Raw genomic sequence first — 20,704 nt, forward strand, 5'->3', positions numbered from 1 at the left:
GGCGTCACGATGACCGCGACCAGCAAGCCTTTCGGGGCTGAGGGGCAGGCCAAGCGTATCTGCGTAAAGCGCCGGGCTGGCGTCTGAGGCTTTGGTTATCGGGCCGAAGCCTGCAACAAAAAGCACGTCGATTTCAGGCAGATATTCTCCCCTGTCTGTGGGTCTCGCCTCTGGATCAGAGTGAGATGCGGGGGGAATGACAACCGCAAGCAGCTTTATGCCGGGCCGCTTGGGAAGATGTGGCCCGGCTTTTGCTTCAAAGGGTTACACCAGCCACAACTTGTTCGCCTTGATCTTCTGGCGGATGGGCATTTCACGACGGGGCAGGGGCTGACCTTCGAACAGAGGACGCAGCTTTTTCAGCCCCTTGCCCTGCAAGATCAGCTTTTTCGCCGGTTCCCAATCGCGTAGCAGGCGGCGGATAGATTTATCCTCGGCCAGTGCCTCAAGCGTATCCAGCGCCTTTTGCGGGGCCAGCGCGTAAAACAGTGGCAGCATCCGGTAATGGAGTGTCACATCGCCATCCAGCCCCGCCAGTTCCGGCCCCGGACGCCCGCCACCAAAGCTGTGGATCACCAGCGGCAGAACGATCTGGTCCAGCCAGGGGTAGAGGTTCTGCGCAGCCAGCACTTCGCCCGGATGGTTGCGCACGGCTTGCGCCCATTCGGAATAACGCTTGCCGAACGCCTCGGGATCGGCACCAAAGAACCAACCGGCGTTGAAATAAAGATAGCGTTCCCAATGTTCATCCGGCTGGGTTTTGTCCAGCGAACTGTCGAAATCCAGCCCGAAGCGATCATAGAGCGATTTCCAGATGTCGGTGATGGTCGGACCATACAGCGGCGCTTCGGGCCAGGTGCCTTCGCGTTTCATCGAGGCTGAGGGGCGGTCGAAGTCGAACGGCACCTGATCCAGCGGGCCGGTGATGATGGTGTCGGTGTCGAAAAAGATGAACGGCTGGCCGGAGGGCAGGGCGGCCAGCGCCTCGATCTTGTTGCCATTGGGGTATTCCGCGCCAAAGTGATGTGCGGTGAAGGGGGTGATTTCCGCCCCCATGCTTTCCAACTGCTTGCGGATCGGGTCGGGAATGGCGACCTCATGCCCGGACCAGCGGCCTTCGGCGCGTGGCTCGGCCACGATCAGGCGGCCCTTGAAATCCGGCGCATTGGCCCGCAGCGAGGCGGTAAAGATCAGCGCCTCATAGGCCAGCCGCCCCTGATGCGCGACAATCAGGATATTGAAGGGCTGCGCGGGTTTGGATGCCGGTTGGGCTGCGGGGGCCTTGCGAGGCCGGCTGGCGGTTGCTTTGGCTGGGGCTTTCGGTGCCGTCTTGGCCGCAGGCGCTTTCGTCGCCGTTGCACGTTTTGCCGCCGGTTGCGCGGTCTCTGTGGTCTTGCTGGTCGTCCGCTTGGCCATCCTATCCGCCCTTTACATGCCGATTCCTGTGCAGATTACAGCCGGAAATCGCAAAGCGGAACCACGTTTTGCTATATTTGCATAAGGTTGGCAGAAATTGCCACCGCAACGGCCCCACCACCTGCTTTGTTGGAAGAAGTGGTGGGCGACCCTGGAATCGAACCAGGCATGGGTCTCCCCGGCGGAGTTACAGTCCGCTGCCGCACCTTGCAGCACGTCGCCCCCGAAAGCCTGCACTTGTCAGCGCCTCGGCGTGGGGGGCTGATTACCGGGCAAGGCGCGGGGCGTCAAGCAGGAAATCCGCCCTCTTGCCATGTTTCGCATGGCAGGCCAGACAAGGGGCAGCAGCCATAAGGAAAACGCCATGACCCGCCCCGCCAAACCTGCGAAAAAACCCGCCTGGGTGATTGACAAGGAACGCGCCCGGCGGGCGGCGGCGCAGGAAACCGTGTGGCTGTTCGGCTTGCACGCGGTGCGCGATGCGCTGGCGAATCCGATGCGGGAACGGCTGCGGCTGGTGCTGACCCGCAATGCGGCGGACCGTTTGGGTGATCTGGCCGGGATGGAAGCAGAGATCGTCGATGCCCGCAGCTTTGGAAAGCATGTCCCGCTGGCACCTGATTCCGTCCATCAGGGCGCTGCCTTAGAGGTTCGCCCACTGGATTGGGGGCGCATCGACGACATTATTGCCAACCCAAAGGCGCGATTGCTGGTGGCGCTGGATCGGGTGACGGACCCGCATAACGTGGGGGCGATCCTGCGATCGGCCGAGGTGTTCGGGGCTGCCGCGGTGATCGGCGTGACCCGCCATGCTGCGCCCGAATCGGGGGCGCTGGCCAAGACCGCCAGCGGCGCGCTGGAGCGGCAGCCCTATATCCGCGTGACCAATCTGGCCGATACGCTGGAAAAGCTGCAACAGGCGGGGTTCGCCTGCATCGGCCTTGCGGGTGAGGCCGGGAATGAACTGCCGGCGTTGCTGTCAGACCTTGGCGACCGCCCCGTTTGTCTGGTGCTTGGGGCCGAGGGGCCGGGCCTGCGTGACCGCACGCGTGAAACCTGCGACCACCTTGCCCGGATTGCCTTTGCGGGGGATTTCGGCTCGCTCAATGTGTCGAATGCGGCTGCTGTGGCGCTGTTTGCGGCCTCGCAGGCGGCAATACCTTCACGATAGCGATAGAATCGGGGCAGGCCGGTTGCATGACGCAGGCCAAAGGGGCAAATCTGCATTCCTGCCACACGATTCTGCCAAAAGCTGTCTGACTGCCCATGCCCCTGCTGCGCCTCGCTTTGTTGTCCGCCTTGCTTGTCCTGCCGTTGACTGCGCAGGCCGACCCTTGGGCATTGAACGGAATGGACCCGGTGGCGGCGCGTGAAGGCCGCCCGCAACCGGGGCGGCGCGACATCACGACCGAATGGAAGGGGCAGATCTGGCATTTCTCGTCCGAAGCGCATCGGATGGCTTTCGAGGCGAACCCCCGTGCCTATATCCCCGGCCTTGGTGGTTATTGCGTTGTGGCACTGGCCGAAGGCCGCCCGGAACCCGGCGACCCGCAACATGCGGTGGTGATCGGTCAGCGGATCTATCTGACCCAATCCGCCCGTGCCGCCCGCCGCCTGCTGGAGCATCCGCGTGTGACATTGATGCAAGCACGGCGTAATTTCTTGCTGCTCTCGAATTAGTGATTTGGTCTTTTTGCCGAAACCTTGAAACCCGCGCGGCAATTCCCACGTTTGTATTACGAACATGGCCTCGGAACGGTCATGTTCAGATCACTGTCCCTCGTTCCGTGACTTGCGCCCGGCCATCTCTGGACCGGGCGCCTTTTCTATGAAACGCTGCCATCGTTTTCTATGTCAGAGGTTTCCATGACTGATTCCGATATTGCCCGCATCGCCCGCGAAACCCGCACCATCGCCGTGGTCGGCCTGTCCCCGAAAGAGGACCGCCCCAGCTATGGCGTCGCCCGTTATCTGCAATCGCAGGGCTTCCGGGTGATTCCGGTGAACCCCGGCCATGCGGGAGAAAAGATTCTGGGTGAAACCACCTATGCCGATCTGGCGTCGATCCCTGGGGATGCGGGCGTGGATATGGTCGATATTTTCCGCCGCTCGGATGCGGTGGAGCCGATCGTGGATGAGGCGCTGGCCGTTCTGCCGGGGTTGAAAACCGTTTGGATGCAACTTGGTGTGACCAATGAGGCCGCTGCCGAAAAGGCCCGCGCCAAAGGCGTGACCGTGGTGCAGGATCATTGCCCCAAGATCGAGTTCCCGCGCTATCTGTAAGCCTTGCCGTTGGGCCTGCGCCGGGATAAATCCCGGCGCATGACCCAAGCCAATCGCCCCGACCTGCCGCCCGAAATTGCCCGCCGCCGGACCTTTGCGATCATCTCGCATCCCGACGCTGGCAAAACCACGCTGACCGAAAAGTTCCTGCTGTTTGGCGGCGCGATCCAGATGGCGGGGCAGGTCCGTGCTAAGGGCGAGGCGCGGCGCACAAGGTCGGACTTTATGAAAATGGAACAGGACCGGGGCATTTCGGTTTCCGCCTCGGCCATGTCCTTCGATTACGGGCAATTCCGTTTCAATCTGGTGGACACGCCCGGCCACAGCGATTTTTCCGAAGATACCTATCGCACGCTGACCGCCGTTGACGCCGCGATCATGGTCATCGACGGTGCCAAGGGGGTTGAAAGCCAGACTCGCAAGCTGTTTGAGGTCTGCCGGCTGCGTGATCTGCCGATTCTGACCTTCTGCAACAAGATGGACCGCGAATCCCGCGACACGTTCGAGATTATCGACGAGATTCAGGAAAACCTGGCCATCGACGTTTGCCCGGCAAGCTGGCCCATCGGCATGGGCCGCGATTTCCTTGGGGCCTATGACCTGCTGCATGACCGGCTGGAGATCATGGACCGCGCCGACCGCAACCGGGTGGCGGAATCCGTCCAGATCAGCGGGTTGGACGATCCGAAACTGGCCGATCACATCCCTGCCGAACAGCTTGCCAAGCTGCGCGAGGAGATCGAGATGGCGCGCGAATTGCTGCCCGCCTTCGACCGGCAGTCCTTCCTTGAGGGGCATCTGACGCCGATCTGGTTCGGTTCGGCCATCAATTCGTTCGGGGTGCGTGAGCTGATGGAAGGCATCGGCCAATACGGCCCGCAGCCGCAGCCGCAAATGGCCGCCGAGCGCCAGATCGCGCCCGAGGAAAAGCCGGTGACAGGCTTTGTCTTCAAGGTTCAGGCCAATATGGACCCCAAACACCGCGACCGGGTGGCCTTTGTGCGGCTGGCGTCGGGGCATTTCGAACGCGGCATGAAGCTGCTGCATGTGCGGTCGAAAAAGCCGATGGCCGTCAGCAACCCGGTGCTGTTCCTTGCCGCCGACCGCGAACTGGCCGAGGAGGCATGGGCGGGCGACATCATCGGTATCCCCAACCACGGCCAGTTGCGCATCGGTGACGCGCTGACCGAGGGCGAGGCGCTGCGCTTTACCGGAATCCCGTCATTCGCGCCGGAACTGCTGCAATCGGTGCGTGCCACCGACCCGATGAAGGCGAAACATCTGGAAAAGGCGCTGATGCAATTCGCGGAAGAAGGCGCGGCCAAGGTGTTCAAGCCCGCCATCGGTTCCGGCTTTATCGTCGGCGTCGTCGGTGCGCTGCAATTCGAGGTTCTTGCCAGCCGGATCGAACTGGAATACGGCATCCCCGTCCGCTTCGAAGGCTCTCAATTCACCTCTGCCCGCTGGGTGACGGGACCAAAGGACAAGCTGGATGCCTTTGCCAATACCAACAAGCAGCATATGGCAACCGACCATGACGGCGACCCGGTTTATCTAACCCGGCTGCAATGGGACATTGATCGGGTCGAACGCGATCAGCCGGAGTTGAAGCTGTCGGCAACCAAGGAAATGATGCAGTAAAATCAGGGTGTGGTTTTCCGGCTGCCGTTCAGCATCTGGGGCGTGATCTCACATGCTGGTCTGATGTGCGCCAAGCCTGTTCACCGAGGGGGATGATCTGATCCGGTGAGTTGGCCTCCGCGCAGGGCCGCTGGTGGCTGATGGCCTGGAAAAATTGTTCGGCAGTTGGCGCATGAGGCTGAGGGCAGGTGCCTCCGGCGGGGATATTTAGGTGAAGAAGAAGGGCATCTTTTGTCCCCAAATATCCTGCGGGGTTCGGGGCGCAAAGCCCCGATCCGACTTACCAGCGCAAGACCACGCTGCCCCATGACAGCCCGCCGCCGATCGCTTCGGTGACGATGACATCGCCCTGTTTGAAGCGGCCTTCGGCATTGGCCACCGACAGCGCCAGCGGGATTGAGGCGGCAGAGGTATTGCCGTGGTCGGCCACGGTCAACACCACCTTGTCCATGGGCAGGCCCATACGTTTGGCGGTGCCTTCGATGATGCGGATATTGGCCTGATGTGGGACCAGCCAATCAACATCGCTGGCGGGCAGGTCAGCCTTGTCCAGTGCCTTATGGGCAGTGGCGGCCAGCTTCTCGACCGCGTGGCGGAAGACCAGATTGCCCTGCATTCGCAGCATCCCGGCAGTGCCGGTGGTGGAAACGCCGCCATCGACGTAAAGCAAGTCGCGGAAGCGACCGTCGCTGTTGAGGTCGGTGGACAGGATGCCGCGATCTGCGGCTGTGCCGTTGCCCTCTTGCGCCTCGATCACCACCGCGCCAGCCCCATCGCCGAACAACACGCAAGTGCTGCGGTCGGTCCAATCCATGATCCGGCTGAAGGTTTCGGCACCGATGACCAGCACCCGGCTGGCTTGTCCGGCGCGGATCAGCCCGTCAGCATTGGCCAGCGCAAAGACAAAACCGGCGCAGACCGCCTGCACGTCAAAGGCAAAGCCCTGCTCGATTCCAAGCCCGGCCTGCACCATCGTGGCGACCGAAGGGAAAGTATAATCGGGGGTCGAGGTCGCCAGCACGATTGCGTCGATCTGATCCGGGGTGACGCCCGCGTTTTCCATCGCCGCGCGCCCGGCACGAATCGCCAGATCGCTGGTGGCCTGCTCCTCAGCGGCGAAATGGCGGCGCTCGATCCCCGAGCGTGTGCGAATCCATTCGTCGCTGGTGTCCAGCTTGTCCTCGAACCAAGCGTTCTCGACGACCCGTTCGGGCAGATAATGGCCGGTGCCGATAAGAACCGAACGCCGCATCATGCTTCCCCCGTCTGATCTCCGGGCAGAGTCGATGCGTTAACCGCCGCTGCCACTTGCGCTTGTTGCGCCACCCGTGCGGCCAGCCGGTCCTGAAAACCGGACTGGGCCAGTTGGAACGCCAGTTTGATTGCCGCCGAAACCCCGGTCGCATCGGCCGAGCCGTGGGATTTCACCACGGTGCCGTTCAGGCCAAGGAACACACCGCCATTCACCCGGCGCGGATCAATGCGCTTTTGCAGCCGCTTGAGCGAGCTCATCGCCAGAAGCGCCGCGAATTTCGACATGATGGAATTGCCAAAGGCTTCGCGCAGGAAATCACCGACCAGCTTGGCGGTGCCTTCGCCGGTTTTGATGGCCACATTGCCGGTGAACCCGTCGGTGACGATCACATCGACCTGATCTGAGGACAGGTCGCTGCCCTCGACAAAGCCGATATAGTCAAACCCCCCGGCCTCGGCGGCGGTGGGGATCAGGTCATGGGCGGCTTTCAGCTCGGCCCGGCCCTTGTGATCCTCGGTCCCGACGTTGAGCAAGCCGACGCGCGGGTGCTCCAGCCCAAGCCCGTTGCGGGCGTAAGACGCGCCCATCATCGCATATTGCACCAGATCGGGTGCATCGGCGCGAATATCGGCCCCCACGTCCAGCATGACGTTGAACCCCTGCGGGTTGCGCGAGGGCCAGAGGCAGGCGATGGCAGGGCGATTCACGCCGGGCAGTTTGCGCAGACGGATCATCGACAGCGCCATCAGCGCGCCGGTATTGCCGCAGGATACCGCGGCCACGGCTTCGCCAGCGCGGACCGATTCGATAGCCCCCCACATGCTTGTGTTTTGGGCGCTGCGGATCACCTGTGACGGCTTGTCATTCATCGTCACCACGCCGTCGGCATGGCGGACCTGGCTGCGTGCGGCCAGATCGGGGCGTTTGGCAAGCAAAGACGACAAAACCGCCTCATCGCCATGAACGATGAAGCGGATTTCGGGATTCTTGGCGGCGCTTTCAGCCATGCCAGCGACAACGGCCTCAGGGCCGCGATCCCCACCCATCGCATCGACAGACACAACAATCACGCCCCCGGCTTGGGGCAGGGGGGCGGAATCCGTGTGGCGATCCGGCATCGGCATGGTGCGTCAGAACCGCAGCAGATTACGCCGCGTCGTCGTCCAGATCGATTTCATTGGCCTGCGCGACCACTTCGCGGTCGGCGTAATGACCGCAGGACGGGCAAACGTGATGCGGACGCTTCAGTTCGCCGCAGTTCGGGCATTCATTCGGATTCGCAGCCGACAGCGCATCGTGAGCGCGGCGCATGTTGCGCTTGGAGCGGGTGACGCGATTCTGTGGGACGGCCATGTCACAACCTCTGATATTCGGGGGGCGATATGGCCCCTGCTGTAAAAATTCGGATAGGCGGAGCGCATAAGACCGTTTGCCCCGATCCGCAACATCAAAAGCGGACTAGGGACGGCCACATGACCATCCGCATGAAGGCGCGAACATAGCGATTGTCAGCCAGATTGCAAGCCGAAACCGCGGGCGCGGTTAACGTGGGCTTAGTCGTCCTGCTTCTGGATCAGCCGGGCCAGATCGGCAAAGGGGCGGCGGGTGTCCGGTTCGGGCGATTCTTCGGGCGCATCTGGCAGGGCGGCCCCCGGCGCACGGGGGAAGGGCGGCAGAGCCAGTGCGAGCGATTCCACCATGACCGCGCCCATGTCGATGAATTGTTCCAGCGGATCGGTTTCGTCGTCACCCATTTCGGCCTCGTCGCCCTCGGGCGTCGTGACATAGGGCGACCAGCGACGGCGGACCGCCTCGGCAATAGAGGTTTCCACCGGCACCAGCGAGACCACACATTCCTGAACGGCTTTTGCCTCGATTCGGCCCTCAAACCCCCATGAATCGCCAGCCTCGGCTTGCAGGGTGCCAGTCAGATGCAGCGCGGGCAGGGCCAAAATCCCAAGGTCATCGGCAATCGCCTGCCGTTCCGCGGCGTTCGGGGTCAGGTCAATTTCGGTCGGGCGGTTGGGGTTCAGATGCGCCACACGCAGGCGGTGGGCAAAGGGGGCAGGGGCCATGTCTGATCCTTTCCGGGCCGTTTTCGGCGCCGGGTGATTGATATTCTTGAGCGCCGGGCCGCAGTTTGCTAAGCCGGGCGGGCGGCGTCAACCGGCGCGCCTAACTTATGCAGGACGGACTGCCGAATGATCGACAATGTGACCAAGCTGATTGCCGCGCTTGTGGTTTCGGTATCCCTGACGGCCTGTTCTCCGGTTTATCGCCATCACGGCTATGTCCCGCCCGAGGATGTGCTGTCGCTGGTGCAGGTCGGTCAGACCAGCCGTGACGATCTGCCCGAGTTGATTGGCAAACCCTCGGCCGAGGGCGTGCTGACCGGGGCCGGGTGGTATTACGTCGGCTCACGCTGGAAGTTCTATGGCCCGCTGGAGCCGCAAGAGGTCGAACGTCAGGTCGTCGCCATCAGCTTTTACGACAACGGCACGGTCAGCAATGTGGAACGCTTTGGCTTGCAGGATGGCCATGTTGTCACCCTGTCGCGGCGTGTGACCGATGCCAATGTGGCCGGGGTCGGCTTTATCCGGCAGATCATGGGCAACCTTGGCCGCGTGGACGCCAGCCAGTTCTTCCGCTGAGGCGGCAAGGCAGCCCCGGACCGGCGGACCGGACCGGGGCCTGTCAGGCTCAGTGCGGGCATGTCACTATCTGATCGTAATATGCTCGCCGGATTGCTTGATGTGCGGTGGGCGTGGGCCGTGCTTTTGAAATAATTATGCTTTCTAATAGCCGGTTGATTGGTAAGGCTACTGCAATTGGAGCGCGTCCTGCATCCTCATGATGGCTGGGAAGTATATCGGCTCAGGATTGACCTGATCCGTGACGGATTTATACTGAATTGTGCAGAGAGCTGGAATGCTCATGGGTGTTCTTGCTTTTGTGTGCGGGGGGGCAATGTGTTGTATGCTCCGTTGGTAGGTGGTGGTTTGCGCGGATGCGGGTACTTATAAGCTGGGAGGGCTTGCTTTGTAATTAGGTGAAGCCTTGATAAATTGGTTGGGTGGTCCATCATACTGTCACTTTGGGGGGCCATATCGTACCGCGCATTTGAGGCAAGCCAAGATGCGCGCACAAATGTCCGGGGTGTTTTCTTACCATAAAAGGGGTGAGCATGTGGGCGCATAGCGGCAACCGGGATGACAGGTCGGACTGGGAAACCCTGCCGGTTCATCTGACCGAGGTGGGGGATGGTGCGGCGGCGCTGGGCTTGTCTGCGATGGCGCGGGTGGCCGGGCTGTGGCATGATCTGGGCAAATATCACCCCGATTTTCAGGCGCGGCTGGCCGGCAGCAATCAAACTGTGGATCATTCCACGGCGGGCGGCGCTTTGCTGATGCAGGCGGCGGCGGGGCAGGGGACCGGGGCGCAGATCGCGGCCGAGGTGATCGCCTATGCCATTCTGGGCCATCACGCGGGCCTGCCCGATATGCAGCCTGACGGCTCGACGCTGCGGGGCCGGACCGCAGGGTTCAGCGATAGTCTCGATCCGGCATGGCGCGATGCGGTGTCGCCGGATCTGGGGCCGGTGCTGGACGAACTCAAGGCCAAGGTGCGTGGGGGTGATGCGGCGCTTCGGGCGTTTGATCTGTCGCTGATGGCGCGGATGGTGTTTTCCTGCCTTGTCGATGCCGATTTCAAGGCGACGGAACGGTTCTATGCCCGACTGGGCGATTACACCCCGGACCGCGACTGGCCCGCGCTGCAACCTCATATCGACGCGCATCTGGCGGCGCTGGATGCGCGGCTGGCGGGGTTTGACCAGGACGGCCCGGTGAATACGATCCGGCGCGAGGTGATGGCCCATGTCCGCGCCCGCGCTGTCCTGCCGCCCGGCCCGTTCACGCTGACCGTGCCGACGGGTGGGGGCAAGACATTGGCGTCGCTGGCCTTTGCGCTGGAACACGCGCGGCGGCATGGACACCGGCGGATTATCTATGTCATCCCCTATACCTCGATCATCGACCAGACAGCGACCGAGTTCCGCAACCTTCTGGGCGCGGATCACATTCTGGAACATCACGCCTCAATTGATACGCAAGGCGAGGGCCGTGACGAGCAGACCGGGCGGAACAAGCTGCGGCTGGCGATGCAGGACTGGGCCGCGCCGGTGATCGTCACAACGGCGGTGCAGTTTTTTGAAAGCCTGTTTGCCGCCCGCACGTCCTCGGCCCGCAAGCTGCACGCGATGGCAAACAGCGTGATCGTGCTGGACGAGGTGCAGACCCTGCCGCGCGGGTTGCTGGCCCCAAGCCTGCGGATGCTGGATGGGCTGGGCGTGCATTACGGCGCCTCGGTCGTGCTATGCACAGCCACGCAACCGGCGCTGGACGAGCGGTTGCAGGGGGAACAGCTGGTCAGCGGGTCCAGGGTGAAAACGACCTTTGGCCTGCCGGTGTCAGGGCGCGAGCTGGCCCCCGATCCGGTTGGACTGAACACACGGCTGCGACGCACGCGCATCGTGCATGGCGGGGTGATGGCGGATGCTGCGCTGGTGGACGAACTGGCCGCGCATCCGCAATCGCTGATCGTGGTGAACACGCGTGCGCACGCGCTGGCGCTGTATCGGGCGGCGGCGCATCTGGACGGGATGGTCCACCTGACCACGCGCCAATGCGCCGCTGATCGCAGCGAGATCATCGCAGGCATCCGCGCCCGGCTAAAGGACGGCCAGCCCTGCCGCGTCATCTCGACCAGCCTGATCGAAGCGGGGGTCGATGTGTCGTTCCGCCGTGCATGGCGGGCCGAGGCGGGGCTGGAACAGATCATTCAGGTTGCGGGCCGGGTGAACCGGAACGATGAATATGATCTGGCGGACAGTATCGTCACCGTATTCACCCCGGCCGAGATCAAGCCGCCCGGCGAGATCGAAGCCCTGATCGGCGATTTTCGCACCATCATGGCCACGCATGAGGATTTGCAGTCAGATGCGGCGATCGAAGCCTATTTCCGGCAGGTTTACTGGCGCTTTCAGACCGGCGGGAACAGACTGGATGCGCGTAATATCCTGTCGCGTCTGACGCTGCTGAGGGGCGGGGCAACCCACACGGATTTCGCCTTTCGATCTATCGCCGCCGATTTCCGCATGATCGACAGCGCCATGGTGCCGATTATCATTCCCGAAAGCCCCGAGGCGCTGTCGGCGCTGGACGGGCGGCTGGCGGGCGCGGAAAGCTCAGGCACCATCGCACGCGATATGCAGCGCCGCATCGTGCAGGTGCCGCCCCGCGTGCGGGACCGGATGATTCGTGAGGGCGTGGTCACTTACCTGCGCCCCGACAAGCGCAGCGACCAGTTCGCGGCGCTGATCGATTCGGACTTGTATCGGCGGGAGGTGGGGCTGGAATGGGAAGAAACCGGGTTGTTAAGTTCGGAAGAAGCGATCTGGTGACGCCGGGCGGCAACCCGTTGCCGCCCGGCACTTCTTGCGCAAAACTACGCATACCTCGTTTCTATCCGCGTTCGTGAAGAACGACTGCTGCGCCTCGCTATGGCGGTTCGACCGTGATCTCTAGCGCGCCTTGAGTGATTCGAAGACGGATCACCCATATTCTGCGTGATTTGCCATGCTGCACTTGCCTCACCTCCTTTCAGGGGAAGGACTCCTGCCGCAGACATTATGGCACGATATGGGTTTTTAGGGAATCTTAAACAACTCATACCTAGAAGGAGTAGATTTTCTGCATGAACGGTTATATGGGGCGAGGCAAGATCACATGGCGTCTAAATTGATCACATGGCTGCGTAAATTGAGGTTGACATGACGGCGGATCATTTGCTTAGATTCTGAAAGTAAACTACTGAAATAATTACTGAATGGTTAACGTATGGCATATGGCGTCCGCCTGCATGTCACGGCCCCTTTTGGCCTGTTCACGCGACCGGAACTCAAGGTTGAACGGGTCAGCTATGACGTCATCACGCCCTCGGCGGCGCGGGGGATTCTTGAGGCGATCCACTGGAAACCGGCGATCCGCTGGGTGATCGACCGGATTCATGTGCTGGAACCGATCCGCACCCAGACCATCCGCCGCAATGAGGTCGGTCACAAGGCCCCGGCGGGCAAGCTGAAATCCGCGATGAAGCGCGGTGATCTGGGCGGGGTCGGGCTGTTGGCGGATGAGGACCGCCAGCAGCGCGCGGCAACGGTTCTGGTCCGCCCGGCCTATGTGATCGAGGCGCATTTCGACCTGACCGCGCGGGCGGGCGATGATACCGAGGGCAAGCATCTGGACATTTTCAACCGCCGCGCTGCGCGGGGGCAGTGCTTTCACCAGCCCTGCATGGGAACGCGCGAATTTCCGGTTGATTTCCGGCTGCTTGGCCCCGATGACCCGATCCCCGCCATCGCGGAGGACCGTGATCTGGGGCTGATGCTGTGGGACATTGACCACGCGGCCAAGGGCCGTCCCTCGATGTTCTTTCGCGCCCGCATGGTGCAGGGCGTGATCGACGTGCCGCCCCCCGCCAGCCCCGAGGTGCTGAGATGAGTGTTCTGGCCTCTCTCGTCCGTGCCTATGACCGGCTGCCCGATGCGCCGCGCGTGGGGTTTTCCGAAGAAAAGATCGGCGCAATGCTGGCGCTGAACCCCGATGGATCGGTGGCGGGGCTGCATGACCTGCGCGGCGGCACCGGCAAGAAACGCACGCCTGCGCTGTTGCGGGTGCCGCAGGCCATCAAGCGGACAGCGGGGATCGCGCCCAATTTTCTGTGGGACAAGACCGCCTATACGCTGGGCGTCACGGCAGGCGAGGGCAAGCGGACCGCGGATGAACACGCCGCTTTTGTCGAAAAGCACCGCGAATGGCTGGCGGGCAGCGATGATCCGGGGCTGGTCGCGCTGTTGCGGTTTTTCGATCGCTGGACGCCGGATCAGTATGAATGGGACGAGGGGCTGCGGGATCAGAACATCGTCTTTGTGCTGGAATCGGACCGGATGGATAATGTGATGCTGCATGACCGCCCTGCCGCCCGGACGCTTTGGGCGCAGATGCAGGGCGGTGATGGCGGCGGGGGCGCGGTCTGTCTGGTGACGGGCCAGACCGGCCCGGTGGCGCGGCTGCATCCGGCGATCAAGGGCGTGTGGGGGGCACAATCCTCGGGCGCCAGTCTGGTGTCGTTCAACCTCGATGCGTTTGAATCCTATGGCCATGCGCAGGGGGACAATGCGCCGGTGTCCGACCGCGCGGCCTTTGCCTATGGCGCGGCGCTGAACGGTTTTCTGGCCAAAGGCAGCGGCCACCGCGTCCAGATCGGTGACGCATCCACCGTATTCTGGGCCGAAGCGCCCGAGGCTGCCGCCAGCGCCGCCGAAGAATTCTTCGAGGCGGCGCTTGATACGCTGCCCCCGACGGCGGGTGATGATACCGCCCGCGCTGAACTGGCCGGCAAGCTGGAGATGATCCGGCAGGGCAAGCCCATGACCGAGGTGGATCCGCAACTGGCGGAGGGTGTGCGGTTCACTATTCTGGGTCTTGCGCCCAATGCGGCGCGGCTGTCGGTGCGGTTTCTGATTGAGGATGACTTTGCCGCCATCGCTGATCGTTACCGGCAATGGCAGGATGACATCCGGGTTGAACCGGGGCCGCGTGACGGTCCGGCCAGCCTGTTCCGGCAACTGTGTGAACTGGCCGTGCAGGGCAAGGTGGACAACCTGCCGCCGCGTCAGGGTGGCGATTACATGCGCGCGATCCTGACCGGCGGGCGCTATCCGATGACCACCCTGTCCACCGCGCTGACCCGTATTCGTGCCGATGGGCGCATCAATGCCATTCGCGTCGGTCTGATGAAGGCCGTGCTGATCCGTAATTTCGAAAGGGAGGTGCCGATGGCGCTTGATCCAGAGTTTGAGGGCGAGGGCCGGACGGGCTATCACCTCGGGCGGCTGTTTGCCGTTTATGAACAGATCCAGCGCGCGGCGCTGGGTGATGTGAATGCCGGGGTGCGGGACAAATATTATGGTTCAGCCTCGGCCACGCCGCGCAAGGTGTTTGCCATGCTGGACAAGGGTGCGATAACGCATCTGTCCAAGATCGCCAAGAAATCCGCTGGCCTTTCGGTCAATCTGACCAAGACCCTGCGCAGCATCACTGACCGGCTGGCCCCCGGAAACGAGCCTTTCCCGCAACGGCTGACGGCGCAGGATCAGGCTATGTTCGCCTTGGGCTATCACCATCAGCACAGCGAATTTTTCCGCAAGAAAACTGACGATACCGAGGTAATCGAATGACCGACCTGACCCAACGCCACGATTTCGTTCTGATCTTTGAGGTCACGAACGGCAATCCCAATGGGGACCCCGATGCGGGCAACCTGCCGCGTCTGGACCCTGAGGATAACCACGGTCTTGTCACCGACGTCAGCCTCAAGCGGAAAATCCGCAACTATGTCGAACTGGCGCGGGGCGGGCAGGACGGGATGCACATCTATGTGCAGGAAGGCGCGATCCTGAACGAAAAGCACCGTCAGGCCTATACCGCGCTGCGCGGCAAGGCCGATGGTGCGAAACTGAACCCCAAGGACGATGCCGAGGCCGACGCGCTGCGCGGCTGGATGTGCGCGAACTTCTTTGACGTGCGGACCTTTGGCGCGGTCATGTCCACGGGCATCAATTGCGGGCAGGTGCGCGGCCCGGTGCAGATGGGCTTTGCCCGCTCGGTCGAGGCGATCCTGCCAGCCGAAATCACCATCACCCGCATGGCCGCCACCAATGAGGCCGAGAAAAAGAAATCCGCCGATGGGTCCGATGACGGGCGCACGGACAATCGGACCATGGGGCGCAAGCATATCGTGCCGTATGGTCTCTATGTCGCGCATGGGTTCGTATCGGCGAAACTGGCCGAGCGCACCGGCTTTGGTGCGGATGATCTGGAACTGCTGTTCGAGGCGCTGTCGAACCTGTTTGAACATGACCGCTCAGCCGCACGCGGCGAGATGGCGACGCGCAAGCTGATCGTGTTCCGTCATGCCAATGCTTTGGGCAACGCGCCGGCGCATCAGTTGTTCGACCGGGTGCAGATCCGCCGCATGGTCGAGGGCGAGGCACATGATCTGGACGGCCGCCTGGACAACCTGCCCCCCGCGCGGCGGTTCAGCGATTACAGCGTCACCGTGGACAGCACCGACCTGCCCGAAGGGGTCGAGGTGCTGGAACTGGTCTGATGACCACCGGGGCCGAGCCGATCCCGATCTCGGCCCTGCAACATGCGGTTTACTGTCTGCGTCAGGCGGCGCTGATCCATCTGGAACAGATGTGGGCCGAAAACCGCTTTACCGCCGAAGGTGACGTGCTGCACGCCGTCACCGACAAGGGCGGATCGCGGTCGGGGCGCGGGGTGCGGCGGGTTCACGCGCTGGCCCTGTCCTCGGTGCGGCTGAACCTGACCGGCGTGGCCGATCTGGTCGAATTCAGCCGCGGCCCCGGCGGGGTGGAAACCGCTTTTCCCGTTGAATACAAGCGCGGTAAGCCGAAACTGCACCGCGCCGATGAGGTTCAGCTTTGCGCGCAGGCCCTCTGTCTTGAGGACATGACCGGCCAGCCCGTCCCGCAAGGCGCCTTGTTTTACGCCACGACCAAACGTCGGGTGACGGTGCCGTTTGACGCGGAACTGCGCGATCTGACCACGACCACCGCCGCCGATCTGGCGCAGGTGCTGGCCAGTGGCATGACCCCGCCGCCTACGACCGACCGCCGCCGCTGCCGTGCCTGTTCGCTGATCGAGCTTTGCCGCCCTGATACCGTCGCTCGCCCGGTCCGCGCCTGGCGTCGCCGTCAGGTCAGCGCCGCATTGGGGGATGACCTGTGAAAAAGCTGCTGAACACGCTGTATGTCACGACCGAGGGCATGGCGCTGCGCAAGGATGGCGAAACCGTCGTCGCTCAGCTTGATGGCGCGGAAAAGGGGCGGGTGCCGCTGCATATGCTGACCGGGATCGTGACCTGCGGGGCGATTCAGATCACGCCGGCTCTGGTCGGGGCCTGTGCGGCGGCGGGTGTGACGATCACGCTGCTGGATCGGATCGGCCGGTTTCAGGCCCGGATCGAAGGCCCGGTGTCCGGCAACGTCCTGCTGCGCCGCGCGCAATACCGCGCCGCAGACGCGCCCCATGACATCGTGCGCTCGCTGCTGATCGGCAAGGTGGCGAACCAACGCGCTGTCCTGCGCCGGGCCTTGCGCGATTACGGCGCCGACATGGACCCCGCCGCCGCCGCGGCCCTGGCCGCCGCCAGTGACCGCATGGGTCGCATCCTGCGCCGGATCGAGTTCGACGATGGCAGTCTTGACGATCTGCGCGGGGCCGAGGGCGAGGCGGCGCAGAACTATTTCGCCGTGTTCGATCACCTGATCCGCAGCCCCGATGCAGAGCTGCGCTGGCGCGCCCGGTCCCGCCGCCCGCCGCTGGACCCGATCAACGCGGTGCTGTCGTTCCTGTATGCGCTGCTGACCCATGACTGCCGCAGCGCCTGCGAGACCGTCGGGCTGGACCCCGCCGTTGGCTTTCTGCACCGCGACCGCCCCGGTCGCCCCAGCCTTGCGCTGGATCTGATCGAGGAACTGCGCGCCCCCTTGGCCGACCGTCTGGCGCTGTCTCTGGTGAACCGGCGGCAATTGCGGGCAGGTGATTTCGTCACCTCTGACAGCGGCGCGGTCACGCTGACCGATGATGGCCGCCGCACTGTTCTGACCGCCTGGCAGGAACGCAAGCGCGAAGAACGCCAGCACCGTTTCCTGGGCGAAAAGCTGGCCTTTGGATTGGTGCCGTGGGTTCAGGCACAATTGCTGTCGCGGCACCTGCGCGGCGATCTGGACGCTTACCCCCCATGGTTCTGGAGCTGAGATGCTGGTTCTTGTCACCTATGACGTGTCCGTGCAGACCGAGGGCGGCGCCCGCCGCCTGCGCCGCGTCGCCCGTGCCTGTCAGGACTGGGGCCAGCGCGTGCAATATTCGGTGTTCGAGATCGAGGTGGACCCGGCGCAATGGACCCGCCTGAAAACCCGGCTGGAAGCCGCGATTGACCCCGCCCATGACAGCCTGCGATACTATTATCTGGGCGCCAACTGGACCCGCCGCGTCGAGCATGTCGGCGCCAAACCCGCCACCGACCTGAATGCCCCGCTGATCCTGTAGCCTGCTGTCTGCGAACCCCAAGCGTGTCGGAAACCTTGCGTATGTTCGCAATTTGTTAATTGTTTGAATGGAAATATCTTTATGCCTTGTGGATGGAGATGTTTCCCCTTTTCTGGTCATCTCCCCCTGACTTTCGCATCCTGTTAAGGATTTTGCTTTTTGAAACGGTGAATTATAGAGTAAACCGTCGCCCCCTCACGGGGGCGCGGATCGAAACTGTCGTGATCGACCCAGAAGCCGACATCCGACAGCAGGTCGCCCCCTCACGGGGGCGCGGATCGAAACGGTTTGTCTGGCCGGGCTGTCGCTGCGGCAGGTTGTCGCCCCCTCACGGGGGCGCGGATCGAAACGGCTTGGTAGGCAAGCCGGGCTTTTTCTTGCGCGGCGTCGCCCCCTCACGGGGGCGCGGATCGAAACACAAAAAACGCCTTCATGATCTGGTGGGCAAAACCGTCGCCCCCTCACGGGGGCGCGGATCGAAACATTCGAATCGTCCTCTTGTCGTTTGCGGGCAGGGGGTCGCCCCCTCACGGGGGCGCGGATCGAAACCGGCGATCTTTTACACCGACCGGGGGCCGGGCTTGTCGCCCCCTCACGGGGGCGCGGATCGAAACAAAATCACCTATAAGAAACAGGCGGCTCTGCCGCGTCGCCCCCTCACGGGGGCGCGGATCGAAACGATGTCGCCATCTTCCAGCAGCCCGACGCGGTCGGTCGCCCCCTCACGGGGGCGCGGATCGAAACGCATGAGCGTGGCCGGTCGCATCCTTTATCATCTGTCGCCCCCTCACGGGGGCGCGGATCGAAACTTCGGGCGCATCGCCGGGATTACCGATGTGATCGGGTCGCCCCCTCACGGGGGCGCGGATCGAAACATCAGAACGACTCCTCAATATCCCTGATCCCTGCCGTCGCCCCCTCACGGGGGCGCGGATCGAAACATGGCAACCAAACCCAAGGTGGCATTGCAGCGCATGTCGCCCCCTCACGGGGGCGCGGATCGAAACGGTGCGGGTTTGCAGCGCCGTCAGGGCCGCATCGGTCGCCCCCTCACGGGGGCGCGGATCGAAACGCGGTAAACGCCTGCGTGGCGGCGACCGACTGGTGTCGCCCCCTCACGGGGGCGCGGATCGAAACGGGTCAGGCCGGGGCGATCAGACGGACACGCTGTCGTCGCCCCCTCACGGGGGCGCGGATCGAAACCAAGCGCACGGGCAACCGCGTCGGGGTCGCGGTCGTCGCCCCCTCACGGGGGCGCGGATCGAAACCGCGCGCTGCGCGATCAGCAAGGCGCGTGGATCGTCGCCCCCTCACGGGGGCGCGGATCGAAACGGCAAGGGCGACGTGGAGGTTGCCCGGCGCGTCTAGTCGCCCCCTCACGGGGGCGCGGATCGAAACCGGCAACGCACTCAAGCGGGGCCTGACCATGGCGAAGTCGCCCCCTCACGGGGGCGCGGATCGAAACTGACGGTTTGGTGGGTGAGGTCAGTTTTGCAGGTCATCCTCAAAATATTAGGTGGCAGAGGGTAAGCATATATTTATATATGGAAAGATCCTGTGGTTTGCAGGGGTCAAGTAAAGCGACCAACAGGTCCGAATAGAGGCATGAGCAGGTACGATGTGGGGCGCGCTGATCAGCGCAGCGCGGTCAGGGCGGTGCGCAGGTCAATCGCGCCGTCGTAAAGCGCCCGGCCTGAAATCGCGCCCGAGATCACGCCGGTGTCGCGCAGCGCCAGCAGGTCAGCCATGGTCGAGACCCCACCGGAGGCGATGACCGGGATGCTGACGGCACGGGCCAGTGCCTCGGTCGCGGGGATGTTGGGACCGCCCATTGCGCCGTCGCGGTCGATGTCGGTGTAGATCAGGGCGGCCACGCCCGCATCCTCGAACTGGCGGGCGAGGTCGGTGACCATGACATCGGTTTCTTCGGCCCAACCACGGGTGGCGACGCGGCCCGCGCGGGCATCCACGCCGACGGCAACCTGATCGGGGAAGGCGCGGGCGGCCTGACGCACGAGGTCAGGGTTTTCGACCGCGACTGTGCCAAGGATCACCCGGCGCAAGCCTTTGGAAAGCCACATTTCAATTGTTGCCATATCGCGGATGCCGCCGCCAAGCTGGGCCGGGATGGTGGTCGCGGACAGGATCGCCTCGACCGCTGCGGCATTGACGGGCTGTCCGGCAAAGGCACCGTTCAGATCGACCAGATGCAGCCATTCCGCGCCCGCATCCTGAAAGGCGCGCGCCTGTGCTGCCGGGTCGGTTCCGAAAACCGTCGCGGCCTCCATCTCGCCGCGCAGCAGGCGCACGCAATTGCCGTCTTTCAGGTCGATGGCGGGATAGAGGATCATGGCATGGCCTTTCGTCTGGTTTGCGTTGTCTTTGCCATAACCAGCCGGGGGCGGGAAGGGATAGGTAAAATTGTAACTACTATCTTGTCGCGCTGAACCTCACGTCATGCTTTACAGAAGGCCGGGCGCGGGATCATGCTGGCGCAATCAGGAGGAGGTTCCCATGAAAACATTAACCATTGCTGCCGCTTTTACCCTGCTGGCCAGTGCGGCCACCGCTGACCCGATTGCCGGGCTGTGGCAGACGCAGCCCGATGACGGCCATTATGCCTTTGTGCAGATCGGCGCTTGCGGAAACGGGTTCTGCGGCAAGATCGTCAAGGCGTTCGAAGGCTCGACCGAAATCCAGACGCCGAATATTGGCAAGGATATCGTGATCGGCATGGCCCCGCAGGGCAATGGCCAGTATCGTGGCAAGGTCTGGCGTCCGTCGAATGACAAGATCTATGACGGCAAGGCCGAGGTCAGCGGCAATTCGATGAAACTGTCGGGCTGTGTTGCTGGCGGAATGTTGTGCAAAAGCCAGACCTGGACCAAGCTGCGCTGATTCTGGCCTGATC

The 20,704-nt window shown here is 63.1% G+C and carries 19 protein-coding genes, 1 tRNA gene and 1 CRISPR repeat array; of the genes, 13 read left to right on the top strand and 7 right to left on the bottom strand.

The annotated features are described in order from the left end of the window. Nucleotides 1–264: 264 nt before the first annotated feature. The gene (locus tag Q4G24_RS04080) at nt 265–1,416 is read right to left on the bottom strand and encodes a hypothetical protein (RefSeq protein WP_303365229.1); all 1,152 of its coding nucleotides are present in this window, start codon (nt 1,414–1,416) and stop codon (nt 265–267) included. Between the two features lie 139 nt (nt 1,417–1,555). Next, a tRNA-Tyr gene (locus tag Q4G24_RS04085) sits at nt 1,556–1,639 on the bottom strand. 141 nt (nt 1,640–1,780) lie between these two features. Between Q4G24_RS04085 and rlmB the strand changes: the two genes are divergently transcribed. From rlmB to Q4G24_RS04105, 4 genes are all read left to right on the top strand, one after another. Continuing rightward, complete coding sequence (gene rlmB, locus Q4G24_RS04090) at nt 1,781–2,587, top strand: 23S rRNA (guanosine(2251)-2'-O)-methyltransferase RlmB (RefSeq protein WP_303365230.1); 807 nt, start codon at nt 1,781–1,783, stop codon at nt 2,585–2,587. Between the two features lie 95 nt (nt 2,588–2,682). Beyond that, nucleotides 2,683–3,096, top strand: coding sequence for a YHS domain-containing (seleno)protein (locus tag Q4G24_RS04095; RefSeq protein ID WP_303365231.1), 414 nt, complete (start codon nt 2,683–2,685; stop codon nt 3,094–3,096). A gap of 186 nt (nt 3,097–3,282) precedes the next feature. Then, on the top strand, nt 3,283–3,699 hold the full coding sequence (locus tag Q4G24_RS04100) for a CoA-binding protein (protein WP_303365232.1): 417 nt from the start codon (nt 3,283–3,285) through the stop codon (nt 3,697–3,699). Nucleotides 3,700–3,738: 39 nt separating this feature from the next. Further along, nucleotides 3,739–5,340, top strand: a complete 1,602-nt coding sequence (locus Q4G24_RS04105) for a peptide chain release factor 3 (RefSeq protein WP_303365233.1) — start codon at nt 3,739–3,741, stop codon at nt 5,338–5,340. A 280-nt stretch (nt 5,341–5,620) separates the two neighbouring features. On the opposite strand, the gene Q4G24_RS04110 is transcribed toward Q4G24_RS04105, so the two are convergent. The 4 genes from Q4G24_RS04110 to Q4G24_RS04125 form a co-directional block, all read right to left on the bottom strand. Continuing rightward, on the bottom strand, nt 5,621–6,595 hold the full coding sequence (locus tag Q4G24_RS04110; RefSeq protein ID WP_303365234.1) for a beta-ketoacyl-ACP synthase III: 975 nt from the start codon (nt 6,593–6,595) through the stop codon (nt 5,621–5,623). Then, nucleotides 6,592–7,713 (bottom strand): phosphate acyltransferase PlsX, encoded by a 1,122-nt coding sequence (gene plsX, locus Q4G24_RS04115; RefSeq protein WP_303365235.1) that lies wholly within the window; start codon nt 7,711–7,713, stop codon nt 6,592–6,594. Before plsX ends, Q4G24_RS04110 begins: the two co-directional genes overlap by 4 nt. 28 nt (nt 7,714–7,741) lie before the next feature. Further along, nucleotides 7,742–7,948, bottom strand: coding sequence for a 50S ribosomal protein L32 (gene rpmF, locus Q4G24_RS04120; protein ID WP_303365236.1), 207 nt, complete (start codon nt 7,946–7,948; stop codon nt 7,742–7,744). A 200-nt stretch (nt 7,949–8,148) separates the two neighbouring features. After that, complete coding sequence (locus Q4G24_RS04125; protein ID WP_303365237.1) at nt 8,149–8,670, bottom strand: DUF177 domain-containing protein; 522 nt, start codon at nt 8,668–8,670, stop codon at nt 8,149–8,151. A 126-nt stretch (nt 8,671–8,796) separates the two neighbouring features. Here Q4G24_RS04125 and Q4G24_RS04130 point away from each other — a divergent pair, with 126 nt between their 5' ends. The 8 genes from Q4G24_RS04130 to cas2 all read left to right on the top strand — a co-directional run bounded on the left by Q4G24_RS04130 (nt 8,797) and on the right by cas2 (nt 17,793). Beyond that, nucleotides 8,797–9,246 (top strand): outer membrane protein assembly factor BamE, encoded by a 450-nt coding sequence (locus tag Q4G24_RS04130; protein ID WP_303365238.1) that lies wholly within the window; start codon nt 8,797–8,799, stop codon nt 9,244–9,246. Nucleotides 9,247–9,779: 533 nt separating this feature from the next. Continuing rightward, nucleotides 9,780–12,056 (top strand): CRISPR-associated endonuclease Cas3'', encoded by a 2,277-nt coding sequence (locus tag Q4G24_RS04135; protein ID WP_303365239.1) that lies wholly within the window; start codon nt 9,780–9,782, stop codon nt 12,054–12,056. Nucleotides 12,057–12,492: 436 nt separating this feature from the next. Then, nucleotides 12,493–13,155: a type I-C CRISPR-associated protein Cas5c gene (gene cas5c, locus Q4G24_RS04140; RefSeq protein ID WP_303365240.1), complete on the top strand. Its 663-nt coding sequence runs from the start codon at nt 12,493–12,495 to the stop codon at nt 13,153–13,155. Continuing rightward, complete coding sequence (gene cas8c, locus Q4G24_RS04145; RefSeq protein ID WP_303365241.1) at nt 13,152–14,894, top strand: type I-C CRISPR-associated protein Cas8c/Csd1; 1,743 nt, start codon at nt 13,152–13,154, stop codon at nt 14,892–14,894. The genes cas5c and cas8c overlap by 4 nt, the downstream gene beginning before the upstream one ends. Then, the gene (cas7c, locus tag Q4G24_RS04150; RefSeq protein WP_303365242.1) at nt 14,891–15,826 is read left to right on the top strand and encodes a type I-C CRISPR-associated protein Cas7/Csd2; all 936 of its coding nucleotides are present in this window, start codon (nt 14,891–14,893) and stop codon (nt 15,824–15,826) included. The genes cas8c and cas7c overlap by 4 nt, the downstream gene beginning before the upstream one ends. Then, on the top strand, nt 15,826–16,470 hold the full coding sequence (cas4, locus tag Q4G24_RS04155; protein ID WP_303365243.1) for a CRISPR-associated protein Cas4: 645 nt from the start codon (nt 15,826–15,828) through the stop codon (nt 16,468–16,470). Before cas7c ends, cas4 begins: the two co-directional genes overlap by 1 nt. Continuing rightward, on the top strand, nt 16,467–17,501 hold the full coding sequence (cas1c, locus tag Q4G24_RS04160; protein WP_303365244.1) for a type I-C CRISPR-associated endonuclease Cas1c: 1,035 nt from the start codon (nt 16,467–16,469) through the stop codon (nt 17,499–17,501). Before cas4 ends, cas1c begins: the two co-directional genes overlap by 4 nt. A 1-nt stretch (nt 17,502) precedes the next feature. Further along, nucleotides 17,503–17,793: a CRISPR-associated endonuclease Cas2 gene (cas2, locus tag Q4G24_RS04165; RefSeq protein WP_303365245.1), complete on the top strand. Its 291-nt coding sequence runs from the start codon at nt 17,503–17,505 to the stop codon at nt 17,791–17,793. Between the two features lie 186 nt (nt 17,794–17,979). Beyond that, nucleotides 17,980–19,258: a CRISPR direct-repeat array (repeat unit 31 nt; unit sequence GTCGCCCCCTCACGGGGGCGCGGATCGAAAC). Between the two features lie 169 nt (nt 19,259–19,427). Here the strand turns inward: cas2 and hisA are convergent. Beyond that, entirely contained in the window at nt 19,428–20,144 is a 717-nt protein-coding gene (hisA, locus tag Q4G24_RS04170) for a 1-(5-phosphoribosyl)-5-[(5-phosphoribosylamino)methylideneamino]imidazole-4-carboxamide isomerase (RefSeq protein ID WP_303365246.1), read from the bottom strand. A 163-nt stretch (nt 20,145–20,307) separates the two neighbouring features. Here hisA and Q4G24_RS04175 point away from each other — a divergent pair, with 163 nt between their 5' ends. Continuing rightward, the gene (locus Q4G24_RS04175; RefSeq protein WP_303365247.1) at nt 20,308–20,691 is read left to right on the top strand and encodes a DUF2147 domain-containing protein; all 384 of its coding nucleotides are present in this window, start codon (nt 20,308–20,310) and stop codon (nt 20,689–20,691) included. Nucleotides 20,692–20,704 lie beyond the last annotated feature (13 nt).

This window comes from Paracoccus sp. (in: a-proteobacteria) (assembly GCF_030538695.1).
In the GTDB taxonomy this organism is placed as follows: domain Bacteria; phylum Pseudomonadota; class Alphaproteobacteria; order Rhodobacterales; family Rhodobacteraceae; genus Paracoccus.

Excerpts from the sequence above, each read along its gene's own strand:
- Q4G24_RS04080 (WP_303365229.1), bottom strand. The coding sequence starts at position 1,416 with ATGGCCAAGCGGACGACCAGCAAGACCACAGAGACCGCGCAACCGGCG.
- rlmB (WP_303365230.1), top strand. The coding sequence starts at position 1,781 with ATGACCCGCCCCGCCAAACCTGCGAAAAAACCCGCCTGGGTGATTGAC.
- Q4G24_RS04095 (WP_303365231.1), top strand. The coding sequence starts at position 2,683 with ATGCCCCTGCTGCGCCTCGCTTTGTTGTCCGCCTTGCTTGTCCTGCCG.
- Q4G24_RS04100 (WP_303365232.1), top strand. The coding sequence starts at position 3,283 with ATGACTGATTCCGATATTGCCCGCATCGCCCGCGAAACCCGCACCATC.
- Q4G24_RS04105 (WP_303365233.1), top strand. The coding sequence starts at position 3,739 with ATGACCCAAGCCAATCGCCCCGACCTGCCGCCCGAAATTGCCCGCCGC.
- Q4G24_RS04110 (WP_303365234.1), bottom strand. The coding sequence starts at position 6,595 with ATGATGCGGCGTTCGGTTCTTATCGGCACCGGCCATTATCTGCCCGAA.
- plsX (WP_303365235.1), bottom strand. The coding sequence starts at position 7,713 with ATGCCGGATCGCCACACGGATTCCGCCCCCCTGCCCCAAGCCGGGGGC.
- rpmF (WP_303365236.1), bottom strand. The coding sequence starts at position 7,948 with ATGGCCGTCCCACAGAATCGCGTCACCCGCTCCAAGCGCAACATGCGC.
- Q4G24_RS04125 (WP_303365237.1), bottom strand. The coding sequence starts at position 8,670 with ATGGCCCCTGCCCCCTTTGCCCACCGCCTGCGTGTGGCGCATCTGAAC.
- Q4G24_RS04130 (WP_303365238.1), top strand. The coding sequence starts at position 8,797 with ATGATCGACAATGTGACCAAGCTGATTGCCGCGCTTGTGGTTTCGGTA.
- Q4G24_RS04135 (WP_303365239.1), top strand. The coding sequence starts at position 9,780 with ATGTGGGCGCATAGCGGCAACCGGGATGACAGGTCGGACTGGGAAACC.
- cas5c (WP_303365240.1), top strand. The coding sequence starts at position 12,493 with ATGGCATATGGCGTCCGCCTGCATGTCACGGCCCCTTTTGGCCTGTTC.
- cas8c (WP_303365241.1), top strand. The coding sequence starts at position 13,152 with ATGAGTGTTCTGGCCTCTCTCGTCCGTGCCTATGACCGGCTGCCCGAT.
- cas7c (WP_303365242.1), top strand. The coding sequence starts at position 14,891 with ATGACCGACCTGACCCAACGCCACGATTTCGTTCTGATCTTTGAGGTC.
- cas4 (WP_303365243.1), top strand. The coding sequence starts at position 15,826 with ATGACCACCGGGGCCGAGCCGATCCCGATCTCGGCCCTGCAACATGCG.
- cas2 (WP_303365245.1), top strand. The coding sequence starts at position 17,503 with ATGCTGGTTCTTGTCACCTATGACGTGTCCGTGCAGACCGAGGGCGGC.
- hisA (WP_303365246.1), bottom strand. The coding sequence starts at position 20,144 with ATGATCCTCTATCCCGCCATCGACCTGAAAGACGGCAATTGCGTGCGC.
- Q4G24_RS04175 (WP_303365247.1), top strand. The coding sequence starts at position 20,308 with ATGAAAACATTAACCATTGCTGCCGCTTTTACCCTGCTGGCCAGTGCG.